The organism is Streptomyces sp. NPDC006512 (assembly GCF_040611935.1).
Taxonomy (GTDB): domain Bacteria; phylum Actinomycetota; class Actinomycetes; order Streptomycetales; family Streptomycetaceae; genus Streptomyces.
Map to the genome: position 1 here is coordinate 30863 of NZ_JBEXPG010000016.1, position 22494 is coordinate 53356.

At 75.0% G+C, this 22494-nt stretch carries 1 protein-coding gene; it reads right to left on the reverse strand.

Translation table 11 applies throughout. The annotated features are described in order from the left end of the window. Positions 1–29 precede the first annotated feature (29 nt). Positions 30–22481, reverse strand: a complete 22452-nt coding sequence (locus ABZZ17_RS13940) for an SDR family NAD(P)-dependent oxidoreductase (RefSeq protein ID WP_356875492.1) — start codon at positions 22479–22481, stop codon at positions 30–32. Between the last annotated feature and the right edge of the window lie 13 nt (positions 22482–22494).

A 22494-nucleotide genomic window follows, 5' to 3' on the forward strand; every position in this document is an offset into this window, starting at 1 on the left:
GTTGGAGCGGGCGGGGCGGGACTGCCGCGTCATGAGATGCCGAACTCCTTGCCGATGAAGTCGAAGAGGTCGTCGTCGGTCGCGCTCTCCAGGGCCTCGGCGACATCGGCGCCGTCGGCGTCGGCAGGGTCGGCGGCCCGGTCGCCGGCTTCGCTCCAGGCGGCCAGCAGGGCCGCGAGGCGCTCGGTGATGCGGTCGCGCCCGGCGTCGTCGGGCGTCGACCCGACGAGCGTCTTCTCCAGCCGGTCGAGTTCGGCGAGCAGCGGGGGTACCGCCGCGGCTCCGTCCTGCCAGAGCTCGTCCCGCAGGTACTCCACGAGAGCCGTCGGCGTCGGGTAGTCGAAGACGAGGGTGGCGGGCAGCCGTACGCCGGTGGCGGAGCCGAGGCGGTTGCGGAGTTCGACGGCCGTCAGGGAGTCGAAGCCGACCTCGTTGAACGACCGTGCCGGGTCGACCGCTTCGGGCCCGGCGAAGCCGAGGACGCCGGCGACGTACGTGCAGACCAGCTCCAGCAGTGCTTCGTTGCGCGCAGCCGGCGAGAGCCCGGTGAGGCGCTCGCGCAGTTCGGCCCCGCCGTCCGCGCCGGGGGCGGCGCTGCCCGCGGCCCGGCGGGCGGGCGTACGGACCAGGCCGGACAGGAGCGGCGGAAGCATCCCGCTGCCCGCCTGGGCGCGCAGTGCGGCGAGGTCGAGCTTCACCGGTACGAGGAGCGACTGCCCGGAGGCCGAGGCGGCATCGAACAACGCCACCCCCTCGGCTTCGGACAGGGCGTTCACGCCGCCACGGCCCAGACGCGACACGTCCTCGGCGGCGAGCGCGTCACCCATACCGCCGACTTCGGCCCACAGACCCCAGGCCAGGGACGTACCCGTCAGGCCCTCAGCCCTGCGGTGGGCGGCGAGGGCGTCCAGGAAGGTGTTCGCCGCCGCATAGTTGGCCTGCCCCGCGCCACCGAACACACCAGCGGCGGAGGAGAACAGCACGAACGCCGACAGGTCCAGATCGCGGGTGAGTTCGTGGAGGTTCCAGGCCGCGTCCACCTTCGGACGCAGAACGGCCGACAGCCGCTCGGCGGTGAGCGAGCCCACCACACCGTCATCCAGCACACCGGCCGTGTGCACCACGGCCGACAGCGGACGGTCAGCGGGAACGTTCGCCAGTACGGCCTTCAGGGATTCCCTGTCGGCCACATCACACGCCGCCCACGACACCTCGGCACCCAGGGCCGACAGCTCAGCCGTCAGAACCGACGCGCCCTCCGCGCCGGAGCCACGACGGCTCACCAGCAGCAGACGCCGCACACCGTGCTCGGTCACCAGATGACGCGCGAACAGCCCGCCCAGCGAACCGCTCGCGCCCGTCACCAACACCGTGCCCTCGGCACCCCACCCGACAGCCGGCTCATCGGCGCCGACCACCGCACGCGCCAGCCTCGGCACCAGAACCGAACCTCCCCGGACCGCCACCTCGGACTCGCCCGAGGCGAGTACGGCGGGCAGGGTGCGGTAGGACGCGTCGGTGCCGTCCGTGTCGGCGAGGACGATCCGGCCCGGGTTCTCGGACTGTGCCGAGCGCACCAGACCCCACACCGCGGCGTGGACCAGGTCGGCCACGCCCTCGCCCGGCAGGGCCGCTACCGCGCCCCGCGTCAGGAACAGCAGGCGCGCATCCGCGAATCGGTCGTCGGCCAGCCATTCCTTCAGCAGGTCCAGTACGCGGCCGGTCGACTCGTGGACGGCACCCGCCACGTCCTGCGGATCGGTGACCGGGGGCAGCGGGAGGCACACGAGGGCCGGGGTCTTGAGCGTCGCGAGTCCGTCGTGGGGTTCGTGGCGGATCCCCACGGAGTCGAGGCCGGAGTGCCCGTCGGCGAGCAGGGCCCAGGGGCGCTGGCCGGTGGCGGGTACCGGGGTGAGCGGTACGGCGGTCCATTCGACCTGGAACAGGGAGGCGTGGCGGCCGCCGCGTGTGGCGACGCCGATCTGTTCGGGCGATACGGTCCGCAGTGCGAGGGAGTCGACGGAGGCGACGGGTACGCCCGCCGTGTCGGCGAGTTCGATCGACACCGCGCCGTGGCCGGCGGGGGCCAGCCGGACCCGTACCGCGGAGGCGCCGGTCGCGTGCAGCCTGACTCCGGTCCAGGCGAACGGGAGTCGTCCCTGTCCGGTGTCCTCGACGAGCGTGCCGAGGCCGGCCGCGTGGAGGGTCGCGTCGAGGAGTGCCGGGTGGAGGCCGAACCAGTCGGCCGTCTGCCCGGTCTCCTCGTCCAGGCTCACCTCGGCGTACACGGCGTCGCCGTGGAGCCAGGCCGACCGCAGGCCCTGGAAGACGGGGCCGTAGTCGAATCCGGCGGCGGCGAGTCCTTCGTAGAGGCCGTCGACGTCGACCGGTTCGGCTCCAGCCGGCGGCCAGGCGGTGAGGTCGGTGGCCGGGGCCGCAGTGTCGGTGCCGCGGGTGGCGAGGACGCCGGCGGCGTGCCGGGTCCACGGTTCGTCGGCGGCGCCGTCCTCGTCGCGGGAGTACAGGGACAGGGCTCGGCGGCCGGACTCGTCGGCTGCGGCGACGGAGAGCCTGAGCTGGACCCCGCCGCGGTCGGGGAGGACGAGCGGGGCCTCCAGGGTCAGTTCCTCCAGGAGGTCGCAGCCGACCTGGTCGCCCGCGCGGACCGCGAGTTCCACGAAGGCCGTTCCCGGCAGGAGGACCGAGCCGAGGACGGTGTGGTCGGTGAGCCAGGGGTGGGTGGCCGAGGACAGCCGGCCGGTGAAGAGGAACCCGTCCGAGTCGGGGAGTTCGACGGCCGCGCCGAGCAGCGGGTGGTCCGTCGCGCCGAGTCCGAAGCCGGCCGCGTCGCCCGGGGCGTGCGGGGCGGTGGGGGCCGAGTCGAGCCAGTACCAGTCGCGTTGGAAGGCGTAGGTGGGCAGTTCGACCTGGGCGGCGCCGGTCGGGGCGAAGTACGCGTTCCAGTCGGGCGTCGCTCCGTGGGCGTGGGCGTGGGCGAGGGCGGTGGTGAGGGTTTCGGGCTCGGCGCGGCCGGTGCGGAGGGTGGGCGTGAAGCGGGCGTTCGTGGCGGGTTCCGCGGCCGTCAGGCAGTCCTGGGCCATGGCGGAGAGGACGCCGTCGGGGCCGAGTTCGAGGTACGTCGTCACGCCGGACGCTTCCAGTGTGCGGACGCCGTCGAGGAAGCGGACGGCCTCGCGGACGTGCCGGACCCAGAAGTCCGCCGAGCCCATTTCGTCGGTGACGAGGGCGCCCGTGAGGTTGGAGACGACCGGGATGCGCGGGGCGGCGTAGGACAGGCCTTCGGCGACCTTGCGGAAGTCGGCGAGCATGCCGTCCATGTGCGGTGAGTGGAAGGCGTGGCTGACGGTGAGGCGTTTGGTCTTGCGGTCGGGGAAGGACCCTGCGACGGCCAGTGCCGCGTCCTCGTCTCCGGCGATGACCACCGCACGCGGGCCGTTGACCGCGGCGATGCCGACCCGGTCGGTCAGCAGGGGCAGGACCTCTTCCTCCGTGGCCTGGAGGGCGATCATCACGCCGCCGGCCGGGAGTGCCTGCATCAACCGGCTGCGCGCCGTGACGAGTTCGCACGCGGCGTCGAGGGAGAGGACGCCGGCCGCGTGGGCGGCGGCGATCTCCCCGATGGAGTGCCCGGACAGGAAGTCCGGGCGCACGCCCCATGATTCGAGGAGTCGGAACAGGGCCACCTCGACGGCGAACAGTGCGGGCTGCGTGTACTCCGTCCGGTCCAGCGATTCCGTACGGGTGCCGAAGAGCACGTCCTTCAGGGGGAGTTCGAGGTGCATGCGGTCGCAGACAGCGTCCAGGGCGGCCGCGAACACCGGGTGGGTGTCGTACAGCTCACGGCCCATGCCCGGGCGCTGGCTGCCCTGCCCGGTGAACAGGAAGGCGAGTTTCCCGGCCCCGGCCGCGCCCACGGCGCCCCGGGTGACCCCGGCAGCGGCCGGGTCGTCGTCCTGCAGCGCGGTCAGGCCGCGCAGCAGCTGCTCCCGGTCCCCCGCGACGACCACGGCGCGGTGGTCGAACGCGGCGCGTGTGGTGGCCAGTGAACGGGCCACGTCGGCGTCACGGAGCTCTGGCGAGTCCTCCAGGTGGGCCCGCAGGCGGGCCGCCTGCCCGCGCAGCGCCTCGGCGGACTTCGCGGAGAGGACGTACGGCAGTACCGGCGGGACGGGTCCGGTCGCCGGCGTGCCGGGTTCGTCGGGGGCCTGCTCGATGATCGTGTGCGCGTTGGTGCCGCTGATGCCGAACGAGGACACGCCCGCGCGCCGCGGACGGCCGGTCTCCGGCCACGGAACGGACTCCGTGAGCAGCGACACCGCGCCGTCCTCCCACTCCACGTGCGGGGTGGGCTCGTCCACGTGCAGGGTCTTCGGCAGGACGCCGTACCGCATCGCCATGATCATCTTGATGACGCCGGCGACTCCTGCGGCGGCCTGTGTGTGACCCATGTTCGACTTGATCGATCCCAGCCACAGCGGTTCGTCCGCCGCGCGTTCCCGGCCGTACGTGGCCAGCAGTGCCTGGGCTTCGATGGGGTCGCCCAGGGTGGTTCCGGTGCCGTGGGCCTCGACCGCGTCGATCTGGTCGCCGGTCAGGCCGCCGGAGGCGAGGGCCTGCCGGATGACGCGCTGCTGGGCGGGTCCGTTGGGGGCGGTGAGGCCGTTGCTGGCGCCGTCCTGGTTGACGGCGGAGCCGCGGACGACGGCGAGTACGGGGTGGCCGTTGCGGCGGGCGTCCGAGAGGCGCTCGACGAGGAGCATGCCGGCGCCCTCGGCCCAGCTGGTGCCGTCGGCGGCGGCGGCGAAGGACTTGATGCGGCCGTCGGCGGCGAGACCGCGCTGGCGGCTGAACTCGGTGAAGGTGCCCGGCGTCGACATGACGGTGACACCGCCGGCGAGCGCCATGGTGCATTCGCCGTTGCGGAGGGCCTGGATCGCCCAGTGCAGGGCGACGAGGGACGAGGAGCAGGCCGTGTCGACGGTGACCGCCGGGCCCTCCAGACCGAAGGCGTAGGAGACGCGGCCGGAGGCGATGCTGCCGGAGTTGCCGGTGCCGAGGTAGCCCTCGACTCCGTCCGGCACGGAGGTGATCCGGGTGGCGTAGTCGTGGTACATGATGCCGGCGAAGACGCCCGTGCGGCTGCCGCGCAGGGTGGCGGGGTCGATGCCCGCGCCCTCGAAGGCTTCCCACGAGGTTTCCAGCAGCAGCCGCTGCTGCGGGTCCATCGCCACGGCCTCGCGGGGGGAGATCCCGAAGAACGCCGGGTCGAAGCGGCCCGCGTCGTGCAGGAAGCCGCCGGAGCGGGTGTAGCTGGTGCCCTTGCCGTCGGGGTCCGGGTCGTACAGCGACTCCAGGTCCCAGCCGCGGCCCTGCGGGAACTCCGAGATGGCGTCGACGCCGCCCACGACCAGGCGCCACAGGTCCTCGGGGGTCTCGACCCCTCCGGGGTAGCGGCAGCTCATGCCGACGATCGCGATGGGGTCGTCGTGGAGCGCCGTGCCGGGGGATGCGGCCGTGGCCGCTTCGGCGCTCTCCCCGTCCGGGGACAGTCCGAGGACCTCGGTCCTCAGGTACTCCGCGAGGACGGTCGGCGTCGGGTAGTCGAACACGAGCGTGGCGGGGAGCCGTTCGCCGGTGACGGCGCCGAGGCGGTTGCGGAGTTCGACGGCGGTCAGGGAGTCGAAGCCGAGCTCCTTGAACGCCCGGTCGGCCGGTACCGCGTCGGTCGAGGCGTGACCGAGCACGGCGGCCACCTCGGCCCGGACCGCCGCCAGGAGGGTAACCGCCCGCTCGTCGGCGGGCAGCGCGGCCAGCCGGGTACGGAGCTCCGGCTCGTCGCCGCCGGCGGTCTGCCCCGCCGCCCGGCGGGCCGGTACGCGGACCAGGCCGCGCAGCAGGTCGGGCACCGCGCCGGTGCGGGCCCGGGCCCGCAGGGCCGCCAGGTCGAGCGGGAGGGGGACGAGCAGCGGGCCGTCCGTGCGGCGGGCCGCGTCGAAGAGGGCCAGGCCGGTCTCCGGCGTGAGGGTGCCGATGCCGCCGCGGTTGATGCGTTCGCGGTCCCCGTCGGCCAGGTCTCCGCCCATGCCGCCGACGCCGGTCCACAGGCCCCAGGCCAGGGAGGTGGCGGCGAGCCCCAGGGCCCGCCGGTGCGCGGCCAGGGCGTCCAGGAAGACGTTGCCCGCGGCGTAGTTGGCCTGACCGGGGCCGCCGAAGACGCCGGCGGCGGAGGAGAACAGGACGAACGCGGAGAGGTCGAGGTCCTGGGTCAGTTCGTGGAGGTGCCAGGCGGCGTCCGCCTTCGGGCGCAGTACGGCCGACAGCCGCTCGGGGGTGAGGGAACCGAGCACACCGTCGTCCAGCACACCGGCCGTGTGCACGACCGCGGTCAGCGGGTGTGCGGCCGGGACGCCGGCCAGTACGGCGGCCAGCGCGTCCCGGTCGGCCACGTCGCAGGCCGCCCAGGTGACTTCGGCGCCCAGTCCGGTCAGTTCGGCCGTCAGCTCCGGGGCCTCACCGCGGCGGCTGACGAGCAGCAGGTGCCGGATCCCGCACTCGGTCACCAGGTGGCGTGCGAAGAGCCCGCCGAGCGAGCCGCTCGCACCGGTCACCAGTACGGTGCCCGTGGTGTCCCATGCGGCGGCCGCGCCGTCGGTCCTCGTCGTCCGCGCGAGCCTCGGTACGAGCACGGAGCCGTTGCGCAGCGCCACCTCGGGCTCGCCGGAGGCCAGGGCGGCCGACAGTCCGTCGGTGAGGTCGGTTTCGGAGTCGATGTCGACGAGGACGAACCGGCCCGGGTTCTCCGACTGCGCCGACCGCACCAGACCCCACACGGGGGCGTGCACCAGGTCGGAGACGCCTTCGCCCGGTACGGCTTCCACCGCGCCCCGGGTCAGGAACACCAGGCGCGAGTCCGTGGGGTCGCCGTCCGCGGTCCAGTCCTGCAGCAGTCCCAGTACCCGGCCGGTCTCGGCGTGCACCGCGGCGGCCAGGTCCCCGCCGGCGGGCTCCACGCACTGCACCACCGAGGCGGTGGCGGTCCCGTCGCCCTCGCCGCGCATCGACCAGTCGTGGAAGGTTCCGCCACCGGCCGATCGCGTCCACTCGACACGGAACAGGGCGTCGCGGGCCGGGTCGGGCGCGGTGCCGAGCTGGTCGCCGCCGACCGTGCGCAGGGCCAGTCCGGCGACCGAGGCGACGGGCGCTCCGGTGGCGTCGGCGAGGGTGAGGGCCACTTCGCCGTTGTGGGCGGTGGTCAGGCGTACGCGCAGCTCGCAGGCTCCGACCGCGTGCAGGCGGACGCCGGACCAGGAGAACGGGAGTCGTCCTTCGGTGCCGTCGCCGTCCGGGGTGCGCAGTCCGAGCGCGTGCAGGGCGGCGTCGAGGAGGGCGGGGTGCAGGCCGAACCGGGCGGCGTCGTCACGGGCGGTGTCGGGCAGGGCCACCTCGGCGTAGTAGGCGTCGTCGTGCCGCCAGGCGGCGCGCAGGCCCCGGAACACCGGTCCGTACCCGAAGCCGGAGTCCGTGAGTCCCTCGTACAGGCCTTCCACCGGGACGGCTTCCGCGCCGGCCGGCGGCCATGCGGTGAGGTCCTGCGGGGCCGGACCGGCGGCGGTGGTGAGGGCGCCGGCCGCGTGGCGCGTCCACGGGGCGTCCGGGTCCGCGCCCTCGGGGCGGGAGTGCAGGGTAAGGCTGCGGCGGCCCGCGGGGTCGGCGGCTCCGGCGGAGAGCCTCAGCTGTACGCCGCCGTGCTCGGGGAGCACCAGGGGGGCTTCCAGGGTGAGTTCCTCGACCAGGTCGCAGCCGACGTGTTCGCCGGCGCGGAGCGCGAGCTCGACGAATGCCGTACCCGGCAGGAGGGCCGCGCCCGCGACCCGGTGGTCCCCGAGCCAGGGGTGGGTGGCCAGCGACAGCCGGCCGGTGAAGAGGTGGCCGTCGGAGTCGGGCAGTTGGACCTCGGCGCCGAGCAGCGGGTGGCCCGCGGTGCCGAGTCCGGCGGCCGCGACGTCGCCGTCCGCGCGGCCGGCGTCGAGCCAGTAGACGGCCCGCTGGAAGGCGTACGTCGGCAGGTCGTGGCGCTGGGCTCCGAGCGGGGCGTAGAACGCCCGCCAGTCGACGGTGGCGCCGCGCACGTACGCGGTGGAGAGCGCCGAGAGGAGGGTCTGGGTCTCGTCGCGGCCGGAGCGCAGGGCGGGGGCGAAGGCCGTGGCGGCGGGGTCTCCCGTCAGGCAGGTCTGGGCCATGGCGGAGAGGGTGCCGTCGGGGCCGAGTTCGAGGTAGGTCGTCACGCCGGCGGCTTCCAGTGTGCGGACGCCGTCGAGGAAGCGGACCGCTTCGCGGACGTGCCGGACCCAGAAGTCCGCCGAGCCCATCTCGTCGGTGACGAGGGCGCCGGTCAGGTTGGAGACGACGGGGATGCGGGGGGCGGCGAAGGACAGTCCCTCCACCACCCGCCGGAAGTCGTCCAGCATGCCGTCCATGTGCGGCGAGTGGAAGGCGTGGCTGACGGTGAGGCGCTTGCTCTTGCGGTCGGGGAACGACCCCGCGACCGCCATCGCCGCGTCCTCGTCACCGGCAACCACGACCGAACGCGGGCCGTTGACGGCGGCGATGGCCACCCGGCCGGTCAGCAGGGGCAGGACCTCATCCTCGGAGGCCTCGACGGCGATCATGGCCCCGCCCGCGGGCAGCGCCTGCATCAGCCGGCCGCGCGCCGCGACCAGCACGCACGCGTCCTCCAGCGAGAGGACACCGGCCACGTGCGCGGCCGCGATCTCGCCGATCGAGTGCCCGGACAGGAAGTCGGGCTTCACACCCCAGGACTCCAGCAGCCGGAACAGGGCCACCTCGACGGCGAACAGCGCCGGCTGCGTGTACTCCGTCCGGTCCAGCAGTTCTCCGTCCGTCCCGAACAGCACGTCCTTCAGGGGCAGTTCGAGAGCGAGGCGTTCGCAGACCCCGTCCAGCGCGGCCGCGAAGACCGGGTGCGCGGCGTACAGCTCGCGGCCCGCGCCGAGGCGCTGGCTGCCCTGTCCGGTGAACAGGAAGGCGAGCTTCTCCCCCGCGTGGGGCGAGCCCTGGAGCAGTCCTGTCGCCGGGCGTCCCTCGGTGAGGGCCGTGAGGCCGGCGCGGAAGCCGTCGAGGTCCGCGGCGACGACGGTCGCCCGGTGTTCGAAGACGGCCCGGGTGGTCGCCAACGCGTTCCCGATGTCGACGGGTTCGGCCGCCGGGTGCGCTTCCAGGTGGGACAGGAGCCGTTCGCCCTGGGCGCGCAGCGCCTCCGGGGTGCGGGCGGTCAGGTGCCACGGGAGCGCCACCGGCGCGGCCGGGACGGCCGGGACGGCCGGGGCGGGCGGGGCGGGCGGGCTCGCGGGGAGTTCGACGATGGCGTGCGCGTTCGTACCGCTCATGCCGAAGGAGGAGACCCCCGCGCGGCGCGGGCGGCCGGTGTCGGGCCAGGACCGCTGCTCGGTGAGCAGCGAGACGGCTCCGGCCGACCAGTCCACGTGGGGCGACGGCTCGTTGACGTGCAGGGTCTTCGGCAGGATGCCGTGACGCATCGCCTGGACCATCTTGATGATGCCGGCGACACCGGCGGCGGCCTGGGTGTGACCGAAGTTGGACTTGACGGAGCCCAGCCACAGCGGGCTGTCGTCCGGCCGGTCCTGGCCGTACGTGGCGAGCAGCGCCTGCGCTTCGATGGGGTCGCCGAGCCGGGTGCCGGTGCCGTGGGCCTCGACGGCGTCGACGTCGGCGGCGGTCAGGCCGGCGTTGGCGAGGGCCTGGCGGATGACGCGCTGCTGCGAGGGCCCGTTGGGGGCGGTGAGGCCGTTGCTGGCGCCGTCCTGGTTGACGGCGGTGCCGCGGACCACGGCCAGCACCTGGTGGCCGTGGCGGCGGGCGTCGGAGAGCCGCTCGACGAGCAGCATGCCGACGCCCTCGCCCCATGCGGTGCCGTCCGCGGCGGCCGCGAACGGCTTGCAGCGGCCGTCGGCGGCGAGGCCGCGCTGGCGGCTGAACTCGGTGAAGACGTCGGGGGTGGTGATGATGGTGACGCCGCCCGCCAGGGCGAGGGAGCACTCGCCGGACCGCAGCGCCTGCGCGGCGAGGTGCAGGGCGACGAGGGAGGAGGAGCAGGCGGTGTCGACGGTGACGGCCGGACCCTCGAAGCCGAAGGTGTAGGAGACGCGGCCGGAGGCGATGCTGCTGGAGCCGCCGGTGCCGAGGTAGCCCTCGACACCTTCGGGGACGGTGTTCAGGCGGGACACGTAGTCGTTGTGCATCTGGCCGACGAACACGCCGACCTGCTCGCCGCGCAGCCCCGTCGGGTCGATGCCGGCGCGTTCGAACGCCTCCCAGGAGGTTTCCAGGAGCAGCCGCTGCTGCGGGTCCATGGCGAGGGCCTCGCGCGGGTTGATCCCGAAGAACGCGGGGTCGAAGTGGTGGGCGTCGTAGAAGAAGCCGCCTTCGCGGGCGTACGAGGTGCCGGGGTTGTCGGGGTCGGGGTCGTAGAGCGCCTCGGTGTCCCAGCCCCGGTCGGCGGGGAGGTGCGCGATGCCGTCGCGGCCTTCGGCGAGCAGCTCCCACAGGTCCTCGGGGCTGCGGACGCCGCCGGGGAAGCGGCAGCTCATGGCGACGATGGCGATGGGGTCGTCGGTCTCGACGGTGGTGGTGGCCGGGTGGCGCGGGAGGGCGGCCGCGGCCTCGGAGCCGAGGAGTTCGTCCTTCAGGTAGCCGGCGAGGACCGTGGGGGTGGGGTAGTCGAAGACGAGGGTGGCGGGGAGGCGGACGCCGGCGGTGGCGCCGAGCCGGTTGCGGAACTCGACGGCGGTCAGCGAGTCGAAGCCGAGGTCCTTGAAGGCGCGGCCGGGCTCGACGGCGTCGGGGCTGGCGTGGCCGAGGACGGCCGCGACCTGGTCCCGTACGAGGTCGAGGAGCAGCTGGTCGCGCTCGTGGTCGGGGAGCCGTACGAGCCGCTCCACCAGCGGGGTTCCGGTGCCGGCGGCGGTGGCTTCGGCGGCCCGGCGGGCGGCGGGCCGGACCAGGCCGCGCAGCAGGGCGGGGACCATGCTCGCGTCGGCCTTGCGCAGGGGTGCGAGGTCGAGCTGCATGGGGACGAGGTGGGCGTCGCCGGTGCGGTGGGCGGTGTCGAGGAGGGCCAGGCCCTCCTCGGAGGAGAGGCCGAGGACGCCGGAGCGCGTCATGCGGTCCTTGTCGGCGGTGTCCAGTTCGCCGGTCATGCCGCTGGCTTCGGCCCACAGGCCCCAGCCGAGGGAGGTGCCGGGCAGGCCGTGGGCCTGGCGGTGGCGGGCGAGGGCGTCGAGGAAGACGTTCGCGGCCGCGTAGTTGGCCTGGCCGGCGCCGCCGAAGGTGCCCGCGGCGGAGGAGAAGAGGACGAAGTCGGCCAGGTCGAGGTGGCGGGTCAGCTCGTGCAGGTGGAGGGCGGCTTCGGCCTTGGGCCGCAGGACGCGGTCGACGCGCTCGGGGGTGAGCGCCTCGGCGATGCCGTCGTCGAGGACTCCGGCGGTGTGGATGACGGCGGTCAGGGGGTGTGCGGCCGGTACGGAGGCCAGGAGGGCGGCGAGCGCGTCGCGGTCGGCGGCGTCGCAGGCGGCGACGGTGACGTCGGCGCCCAGGGCCCGCAGGTCCGCGGCGAGTTCGGTGGCTCCGGCGGCGGCCTCGCCGCGGCGGCTGGTCAGGATCAGGCGGCGGGCGCCGCGGGTGGTGACGGCGTGGCGGGCCACGAGGGCGCCGAGGGTGCCGGTGCCGCCGGTGATGAGGACGGTGCCGTCGGGGTTCCAGTCGGTGGGGACGGTCAGCACGATCTTGCCGGTGTGGCGTGCCTGGCTGAGGTAGCGGAACGCTTCGGGGGCCTGGCGCAGGTCCCAGGCCGAGACCGGTACGGGGCTCAGGGAGCCGGCCCGGAAGAGGGAGAGGAGCTCGGTGAGCATCTCCTGGATGCGGTCGAGGCCGGCTTCGGTCAGGTCGAAGGCCTGGTAGCCGACGCCGGGGTGGGCGGCCGCGACGTCCTGGGGGTCGCGGACGTCGGTCTTGCCCATCTCGACGAAGCGTCCGCCGCGCGGCAGGAGCCGCAGGGAGGCGTCGACGAACTCGCGGGCGAGGGAGTCGAGGACGACGTCGACGCCGCGTCCGTTGGTGGCCGTGCGGAAGGTGTCCTCGAAGTCGAGGGTGCGGGAGGAGGCGATCTTGTCGTCGGTCAGGCCGAGTCCGCGCAGGGTGTCCCACTTGGCGGGGCTGGCGGTGGCGTAGACGTCGGCGCCCCAGTGGCGGGCCAGCTGGACGGCGGCCGTGCCGACTCCGCCGGCGGCGGCGTGCACGAGGAGGGATTCGCCCGCGCGGAGTCCGGCGAGGTCGTGGAGGGCGTAGTAGGCCGTCATGAAGACGATCGGTACGGCCGCGGCCTCGGCGAAGGTCCAGCCCTCGGGCATCGGGGCGATCATGCGGCGGTCCACGACCGCGAGCGGGCCGAAGGCGCCGGGCAGCATGCCCATGACGCGGTCGCCGGGGGCGAGGTCGGTGACTCCGGGGCCGGTCTCCACGACGGTGCCGGCGCCTTCGCTGCCCATGAGGCCGGGGTCTCCCGGGTACATGCCGAGGGCGTTGAGGACGTCGCGGAAGTTGAGGCCTGCGGCGCGGACGGCGACGCGGACCTGTCCGGGTTCCAGGGTCGCCCGGGACTCGGGGCTGGGGACGAGGGTGAGGTGGTCGAGGGTGCCCTTGTCCTCGATGTCCATGCGCCACGCCGGTTCGCCGGGGGGCGGGGTCAGGCGCGTGGTGGCGGGGATCCGGGCGAGGCGGGGGGCGTGGACGGTGCCGCGGCGGACGGCGAGCTGCGGCTCGCCGGTGGCGAGGGCGGCGGCGAGGAGGGCGCCGTCGGGGGTCGGGCCGTCGAGGTCGGCGAGGACGAAGCGGTCGGGGTTCTCCGACTGTGCGGAGCGGACCAGGCCCCAGACGGGGGCGTGGACGGGGTCGGCGAGGTCCCAGTCTCCCTGGGTGGCGACGGCGCCCCGGGTGACGAACACCAGGCGGGACGTGGCGAAGCGGTCGTCGGCGAGCCACGCCTGGACCAGGGCGAGTGCCCGGTGGGTGGCGGTGCGGACGGCGTCCGCGGTGAGCGCGCCCGCGGAGCCGGCGGGCGGGCAGGGGGCCAGGACGTACGAGGGGACCGTGGCGCCCGCGTCCACGGCCGCCGCGAGGGCCGCGAGGCCGGCGTGTGCCCGGCCGGGCAGACCGGCGGCGCCGTCGGTTCCGGTGCCGGTGTTCTCGGTGCCGTGGTCGCCGTCGGTGCCGATGACGGCCCACGTGGCCGTGGTGTCCTCGGCGGAGGAGGAGCCGGCCGGCAGGGGCACGGTGGCCCACTCGATCCGGAACAGCGACTCGTGGTGGGCCGTGCGCGGGGCGGCGGCGAGCCGGTCGACGGAGACGGGCCGCACCGTCAGCTGCTCGACGGCGGCCACGGGCGCGCCCGTGGTGTCGGCCAGCTGGAGGGAGAGGGTGTCCTCGCCGTGCGTCGTGAGGCGGACGCGCAGCGCGGCGGCGCCGACGGCGTGCAGGGACACGCCGCGCCAGGAGAACGGCAGCCCGGCGGGGCGGTCCGTGCCGGACGGCCGGACGAACGTGCCGTGCAGGGCGGCGTCCAGGAGCGCCGGGTGCAGGCCGAAGCGGGTGGCCTCGGTCTGCCGGTCCTCGGGCAGGGCCACCTCGGCGTAGACGTCGTCGCCGAGGGTCCAGGCGGCCCGCAGGCCCTGGAAGACGGGACCGTAGGCGAAGCCGCCCCGGCCGAGGTGTTCGTACAGCCCGTCGACGGTGACGGCCTCGGCGCCCGGCGGGGGCCAGGCGGTGAGGTCGAAGCCGGGGAGCGGTGCGCCCGTGGCGAGGACGCCGGTGGCGTGCCGGGTCCACGGTTCGTCGTCGGCGGCGTCGGGGTCGCCCGAGTACAGGTCGAGGGTGCGGCGGCCGTCTCCGTCGGGCGCACCCACCACGATCTGGAGGCGTACCGCGGTGTGCGGGACCAGGACGAGCGGTGCTTCGAGGGTCAGTTCCTCCAGGACGTCGCAGCCCGCCTGGTCGCCGGCGCGGACGGCGAGTTCGACGAAGGCGGTACCGGGCAGCAGGACGGTGCCCATGACGGCGTGGTCGGCGAGCCAGGGGTGGGTGTCGAGGGAGAGCCGCCCGGTGAAGAGGAAGCCCTCTCCGTCGGCGAGCGGTACGGCGGCGCCGAGCAGCGGGTGGTGGGCGGCGCCCAGGCCCGCCGATTCGACGTCCCCGATGTGGCCGGGCGGGGCTTCGAGCCAGAACCGGCGGCGCTGGAAGGCGTAGGTGGGCAGGTCGACCCGGCGGGCGCCGGTCGTGGCGAAGTACGCGGGCCAGTCGAGCGGGACGGCGCGGGTGTGGACGGCGGCGATCGCGGCGGCCAGCGCCTCGGCCTCGCCGCGGTCGCGGCGCAGTGCCGGGACGAACACGGCGTCGCCGGAGGTGTCGGTGAGGCAGTCGCGGCCGAGGCCGGACAGGACGCCCTGCGGGCCCAGTTCGAGGTAGGTGGTGACGTGTTCGGCGTCCAGGGTGCGGATGCCGTCGAGGAAGCGGACGGGTTCGCGGACGTGGGCGACCCAGTGGTCGGGGGTGCGCAGTTCGTCGCCCGCGACGGTTCCGGTGAGGTTGCTGACGACGGGGACGGCGGGTGCCCGGTAGGTGAGGGAGGCGGCGACGTCGCGGAAGGCGTCGAGCATGCCGTCCATCAGCGGGGAGTGGAAGGCGTGGCTGACGGTGAGCCGCTTGGTGCGGCGGCCGCGCCGCTCGAACTCGGCGGCGATCTCCAGGGCGAGGGTCTCGTCGCCGGAGACGACGGTGCTGGAGGCGGAGTTGACGGCGGCGATGCCGATGCGGTCCTCGTGGCCGGCGAGCAGCGGCCGGACCTCGTCCTCGGTGGCGGTCAGCGCGATCATCGCGCCGCCCCGGGGCAGTTGCTCCATGAGGCGGCCGCGGGCGGCAACCAGGGTGGCCGCGTCGGGCAGGGTGAGGACGCCGGCGACGTGGGCGGCGGTGATCTCGCCGATGGAGTGGCCGGAGACGAAGTCGGGGCGCAGGCCCCACGATTCGACGAGGCGGTAGAGCGCGGTCTCCAGGGCGAACAGGGCGGGCTGGGTGTAGCCGGTCCGGTTCAGGAGGTCGCCGTCCTCGTCGAACATGACGTCCTTGAGGGGCTGTTCGAGGTGCGGGTCCAGGGCGGCGCAGACCTCGTCGAGGGCTGCGGCGAAGACCGGGTGGGTCGCGTAGAGCTCGCGGCCCGTACCGGGGCGCTGGCTGCCCTGGCCGGTGAACAGGACGGCGGTGCGGCCGTCGGCGGTGTCGTGGCGGACGAGGCCGACGCTGTCGCGGCCCTCGGCGAGGGCGGCGAGGGCGGTGCGGAGCCCTTCGTGGCCGGGGGCGACGACGGCGGCCCGGCGGTCCAGGGCGGTGCGGGTGGTGGCCAGGGAGTACGCGACGTCGGCGGGGGCCGTGTCGGGGTGTTCCGCGAGGTGGGCGGCGAGGCGGGCGGCCTGGGCGCGCAGCGCGTCGGGAGTCCGGCCGGAGAGGACGAACGGCAGCGGGGTGCCCGCGGGCGTCCGGTCCCCGTCGGCGGTGCCGTCGGCGGGTGCGGGTCCGGCGTCCTGGCCGGTGGGCGGCTGCTCGATGATGACGTGCGCGTTGGTGCCGCTGACGCCGAAGGAGGAGATGCCCGCGCGGCGGGGGCGGCCGGTCTCGGGCCAGGCGGTGGCCTCGGTCAGCAGCTCGACGGCGCCGGCGGTCCAGTCGATGTGCGGGGACGGCTCGCCGATGTGCAGGGACGCCGGCAGGATGCCGTGGCGCATCGCCTGGACCATCTTGATGATGCCGGCGGCGCCCGCCGCGGCCTGGGTGTGGCCGATGTTGGACTTGACGGAGCCCAGGCGCAGGGGGGTGCCGTCGGGGCGGTCCTGGCCGTAGGTGGCCAGGAGGGCCTGGGCTTCGATGGGGTCGCCGAGGGTGGTGCCGGTGCCGTGGGCTTCGACGGCGTCGACGTCGGCGGCGGTCAGGCCGGCGTGGGCGAGGGCCTCGCGGATGACGCGCTGCTGGGAGGGGCCGTTGGGGGCGGTGAGGCCGTTGGAGGCGCCGTCCTGGTTGACGGCGGTGCCGCGGACCACGGCGAGGACCGGGTGGCCGTTGCGGCGGGCGTCGGAGAGCCGTTCGACGAGGATCATGCCGGCGCCCTCGGCCCAGCCGGTGCCGTCGGCGTCGGCGGAGAAGGACTTGCAGCGGCCGTCGGTGGCGAGGCCGCGCTGGCGGCTGAAGTCGATGAAGGTGTCGGGGGTGGACATGACGGTGACGCCGCCGGCGAGGGCCATGTCGCATTCGCCGCTGCGCAGGGCCTGTGCGGCCAGGTGCAGGGCGACGAGGGAGGAGGAGCAGGCCGTGTCGATGGTGACGGCGGGGCCCTCGAGGCCGAAGGTGTAGGAGATGCGGCCGGAGGCGACGCTGCCGGCGCTGCCGGTGCCGAGGTAGCCCTCCAGGCCCTCGGGTACGGCGGGGAGCCGCGTCAGGTAGTCGTGGTACATGACGCCGGCGAACACGCCGGTGCGGGTGCCGCGGACGGAGGCGGGGTCGATGCCGGCCCGTTCGAATGCCTCCCAGGAGGTTTCCAGCAGGAGCCGCTGGTGCGGGTCCATGGCGAGGGCTTCGCGCGGGTTGATGCCGAAGACGTCGGGGTCGAAGTCGGCGGCGTCGTGGAGGAAGCCGCCCTCCCGGGTGTAGGAGGTCCCGGCGCGGCCGGGGTCGGAGTCGTACAGCGCGTCGAGGTGCCAGCCGCGGTCGGTGGGGAACGGGGAGATCGCGTCGACGGAGCCGGCGACGAGCTGCCACAGCTCCTCGGGGGTGGTGACGCCGCCGGGGTAGCGGCAGCTCATGCCGACGATGGCGATGGGCTCGTCGGCGGTGGCCCGGGCGGCGGGCGTGATTGCGGTGGCGGTGGGGGCGGTCCGGTCGCCGAGGAGTTCGGTGCGCAGGAACGCGGAGAGCGCGTGGGGGGTGGGGTAGTCGAAGACGAGGGTGGCGGGGAGGCGGACTCCGGTGGCCGAGCCGAGGCGGTTGCGCAGTTCGACGGCGGTGAGCGAGTCGAAGCCGAGTTCCTTGAAGGCGCGGCCGGGGTCGACGGCGTCGGGTCCGGGGAAGCCGAGGACGGCGGCGACCTGGACGCGGACGGTGGCGAGCAGCAGCCGGTCGCGTTCGGCGGCGGTCAGCGGCAGCAGTCGTGCGGTGAGGCCGTCGGCGGGGGCGGCGTCCTGGGCGGCGGTGCGGCGGGCGGCGGGCCTGACCAGGCCGCGCAGCAGGGCGGGAACGCTGTGCGCGTCGGCGTGGCGCAGGGCGGCCAGGTCGAGGTGCATGGGGACGGCGGTGGGGTCGCCGACGGCACGGGCGGTGTCCATGAGGGCGAGGCCCTCGGTGGAGGACAGGGCGGCGACTCCGGCGCGGGTGATGCGTTCGAGGTCGGTGTCGGCGAGGTCGCCGGTCATGCCGCTGCGTTCGGCCCACAGGCCCCAGGCGAGCGCGGTGGCGGTGAGGCCGTCGGCGCGGCGGCGCTGGGCGAGGGCGTCGAGGAAGGTGTTGGCGGCGGCGTAGTTGGCCTGGCCGGCGGCGCCGAGGGTGCCGGCGGCGGCGGAGAACAGGACGAACGCGGCGAGGTCGAGGCCGGAGGTCAGTTCGTGCAGGTTGACGGCGGCGTCGACCTTGGCGGGCAGGACGTGGTCGATGCGCTCGGGGGTGAGTGCTTCGAGGATGCCGTCGTCGAGGACTCCGGCGGTGTGGACGACGGCGGTGAGCGGGTGTGCGGCCGGTACGGAGGCCAGGAGGGCGGCGAGCGCGGCACGGTCGGCGGCGTCGCAGGCGGCGAGGGTCACCTCGGCGCCCAGCGCGCGCAGCTCTTCGAGGAGTTCGGCTGCTCCGGTGGCGGCCTCGCCGCGGCGGCTGGTGAGCAGCAGGCGGCGTACGCCGTGGGCGGTGACGAGGTGGCGGGCGACGAGGCCGCCGAGGGTGCCGGTGGCGCCGGTGACGAGGGCGGTGCCGTCCTGGTCGAGGGGGCGGGCTTCCTGGCCGGGGGTGGCGGGGACGCGGGCGAGGCGGGGTACGACGGCGCGGCCTTCGCGGAGGGCGAGTTGCGGTTCGGCGGTGGCCAGCGCGGCGGGCAGGGCTCGCAGGGACTCCTCGCGGTCGTCGAGGTCGAGCAGGACGAACCGGTCGGGGTGCTCGTTCTGGGCGGAGCGGAGCAGGCCCCACAGCGGGGCGTGCGCGAGGTCGGGCACGTCGGAGCCGGAGGTGGTGGCGACGGCGCCGTGGGTGACGAACACGAGCCGGGAGCCGGCGTAGCGGTCGTCGGCGAGCCAGGCCCGGGCCAGGTCGAGGGCGTGGTGCAGGGCGTCGCCGACGGCGGCGGGCAGTGCGGCGTCGACGGGGGTCCGCGACAGCCCGCCGGGGGCCGCTACGGAGACGAGGACGGCCTGCGGTACGGGGCCGCCGTCGGCGAGGGCCGTACCGAGGGCGGGGAGGCCGGTGTGGGTGGCGGCCGTGGGCAGGACGGCGGTGAAGCGGGGGCCTGCCGCGCCGAGCAGGGCCCACTGGGCGGGGGCGACGGTGGTGGCGGCGGGCAGCGGCAGCGGGGTCCATTCGACGCGGAAGAGGGCGTCGTGGAAGGCGGTGCGGGCGGCCCGTACCTGGTCGGGGGTGACGGGGCGGAGCAGTAGCGCGTCGACGGAGGCGACGGGGGCTCCGGTCTCGTCGGCGAGGTCGACGGAGACGGTGTCCTGGCCGCCGGGGGCGAGGCGGACGCGCAGGGTGCGCGCGCCGACGGCGCGGAGGGTGACGCCGCTCCAGGAGAACGGCAGCCTGCCGTGCTCGGTCTCCGCCAGCAGGGAGCCCATGCCGACGGCGTGCAGGGCGGCGTCGAGCAGGGCGGGGTGGAGGCCGAACAGGGCCGCTTCGGCGTGGGCCTGCTCGGGGAGGCGGACTTCGGCGAAGACCTCGTCGGCGCGCTGCCAGGCACCGGTCAGGCCCTGGAAGACGGGCCCGTAGGCGAAGCCGGAGGCGGTGAGGTGTGCGTAGAGGCCGTCGACGGGGAGGGCGGTGGCGTCCTTCGGGGGCCAGGTGGCCAGGTCGGTGCCGGCGCGCGGGGTGTCCTGGGCGGTGGCGGGGGCGAGGAGGCCGGTGGCGTGCCGGGTCCAGGCGCCTTCGCCCCAGGTGTCGTCGGCGGCGTCCTCGGGCCGTGAGTGCAGGGTCAGGGAGCGGCGTCCGTCGGGGTCGGGGGCGCCGACGGCGAGCTGGATCTGTACTCCGCCGTGCGGCGGCAGGGCCAGGGGTGCCTGGAGGGTGAGTTCGTCGAGGAGTTCGCAGCCGGTGTGCTCGCCGGCCCGCAGGGCGAGTTCGACGAAGGCGGTGCCGGGCAGCAGGACGGTGTCCATGACCGTGTGGTCGGCGAGCCAGGGGTGGGTGGCCAGGGAGAGCCGGCCGGTGAACAGGTAGCCGTCGCCGTCGGCGAGGGCGATGGCCGCGCCGAGCAGCGGGTGGTCGGCGGAGCCGATGCCGGCGGCGGTGACGTCGCCGGTCCAGGCGGTGGGCTGTTCGGGCCAGTACAGGCTCCGCTGGAAGGCGTACGTGGGCAGGTCGATGCGGGTGGCGGGGCGGCCGGCGAAGACGGCGGACCAGTCGACGGGGACGCCGTGGACGTGGGCGCGGGCGACGGCGGCGGCAAACGCGGCCGCTTCGGGCCGGTCGCCGCGCAGGGCGGGGACGAACACGGCGTCGTCCTGGCCGGTGAGGCAGTCCTGCGCGAGGGCGGTGAGGACCCCGCCGGGGCCGACCTCGACGAAGGTGGTGACGCCGAGTGCGGCGAGGCCGCGTATGCCGTCGTGGAAGCGGACGGCCTCGCGGACGTGCCGGACCCAGTAGTCGGCGGTGCAGATCTCCTCGGCGGTCACGGAGGCGCCGGTGAGGTTGGAGACGATCGGGATGACGGGCGGCGCGTAGGAGACGGCTTCGGCGGCCTCGCGGAACGCGTCGAGCATGCCGTCCATGAGCGGCGAGTGGAAGGCGTGGCTGACCGGGAGGCGCTTGGTGCGGCGGCCTCGGGCGCGCAGGGCCTCGGCGATGTGCTCGGCGGCGTCCGCGTCGCCGGAGACGACCACGGAGCGGGGGCCGTTGACGGCCGCGACGGACACCCGGTCGGTGAGCAGCGGGGTGACCTCGTCCTCGGTGGCCTCGACGGCGATCATCGCGCCGCCCGCGGGCAGGGCCTGCATGAGGCGGCCGCGGGCGGCGACGAGGGCGGCCGCGTCGGGGAGGGTGAGGACGCCGGAGACGTGGGCGGCGGCGAGTTCACCGATGGAGTGCCCGATGAGGAAGTCGGGGGTGACGCCCCACTGTTCGAGCTGCCGGTGGAGGGCGACCTCGACGGCGAACAGTGCGGCCTGGGTGTGGGCGGTGGCGTCGAGCAGCGCCGCTTCGGGGCTGTCTTCGGCGGCGAACAGGACGTCGTACAGGGGCCGTTCGAGGTGCCGGTCGAGTTCGTCGCGGACGGCGTCGAGGGCGCGGGCGAAGCCGGGGTGGGTGGCGTACAGTTCGCGGCCCATGCCGAGGCGCTGGCTGCCCTGGCCGGTGAACAGGAACGCGGTGTTCCCGTCGTCCACGGCGCCGAGCACGGCGGTCGGGGGCTGCTCGCCGGCGGTGAGCGCGTCGAGGTCGGCGAGGAGCCGTTCGCGGTCGGCGGCGAAGAGGACGGCCCGGCGGTCGAGCGCGGAGCGGCTGGTGGCGAGGGAGAAGCCGAGGTCGGTCAGGGACGCGGGGTCCGCGGCGAGTTCGGGGTGGGCGCGCAGGTGGGCGGCGAGGCGGCCGGCCTGGGCGGCGAGGGCTTCGTCGCCGTGGCCCGACAGCAGCAGCGGTACCGGTCCGGTGGCGCCCGCGGCGCTGTCCGGGGTGGCCGTGTCCGGCCGGCCCGTCGTGCCGGGTCCGGCCGGGGCGGGTTCGGCGGGCGGGGCCTGCTCGATGACGGTGTGGGCGTTGGTGCCGCTGACGCCGAAGGAGGAGATGCCGGCGCGGCGCGGCTGCCCCGTCTCGGGCCAGGGTACGGCCCGGGTGAGCAGTTCGACGTCGCCGGTGGCCCAGTCGACGGCCGTGGACGGCTGGTCGATGTGGAGGGATTCGGGCAGCACGCCGTGCCGCATCGCGAGGACCATCTTGATGATGCCCGCGACGCCGGCGGCGGCCTGGGTGTGCCCGATGTTGGACTTGACCGAGCCCAGCCACAGCGGCCGGCCCTCGGGCCGGTTCTGGCCGTAGGTGGCCAGGATGGCCTGCGCTTCGATGGGGTCGCCGAGGGTGGTGCCGGTGCCGTGCGCCTCGACGGCGTCGACCTGCGCCGGGGTGAGCCCGGCGTTGGTCAGTGCCTGGCGGATGACGCGCTGCTGGGAGGGCCCGTTGGGGGCGGTCAGGCCGTTGGAGGCGCCGTCCTGGTTGATGGCGCTGCCCCGCACGAGGGCGAGGACGGGGTGGCCGTTGCGTCGGGCGTCGGAGAGCTTTTCGACGAGGAGCATGCCGACGCCCTCGCCCCAGCCGGTGCCGTCGGCGCCGTCGGCGAACGGCTTGCACCGGCCGTCGGGGGCGAGTCCGCGCTGCCGGCTGAACTGTACGAAGGCGCGCGGGCTGGACATGACGGTGACACCGCCGGCCAGGGCCATGGAGCACTCGTCGTTCCGCAGCGCCTGGACGGCGAGGTGGAGGGCGACGAGCGAGGCCGAGCAGGCGGTGTCGACGGTGACGGCGGGACCTTCGAGGCCGAAGGTGTAGGACAGCCGGCCGGAGACGACGCTGGCGGCGTTGCCGGTGAGGAGGTACTGCTCGACGCCCTGGGGGACCTCGCGGAGCAGGTCGGGGTAGTCCTGGCCGTTGGTGCCGATGAAGACGCCGGCCTTGCTGCCGCGGAGGGTCGCCGGGTCGATGCCGGCGCGTTCGAAGGTCTCCCACGAGGTTTCGAGGAGCAGGCGCTGCTGCGGGTCCATGCCGAGGGTTTCGCGGGGGCTGATCCCGAAGAAGGCGGCGTCGAACTCGCCGACCCCGTCGAGGAATCCGCCTTCGCGGGTGTACGAGGTGCCCCGCTGCTCGGGGTCGGCGTCGTACAGGGACTCGATGTCCCAGCCGCGGTCGGCGGGGAAGTCGGTGATGGCGTCCCGGCCGCCCGCCACCAGGCCCCACAGGTCCTCCGGCGACTGGATGCCGCCGGGGAACCTGCAGGCCATGCCGACGATCGCGATCGGCTCCGGCTCCTGGGCCTCGACTTCGCGAAGGCGCTGCCGTGTCTGGTGCAGATCGGCCGTCACCCGCTTCAAGTAGCCGAGGATCTTGTCCTGATCCGCCACCTGATCCGCCATTGGAACCTCACCCATGCTCGTCACAAAC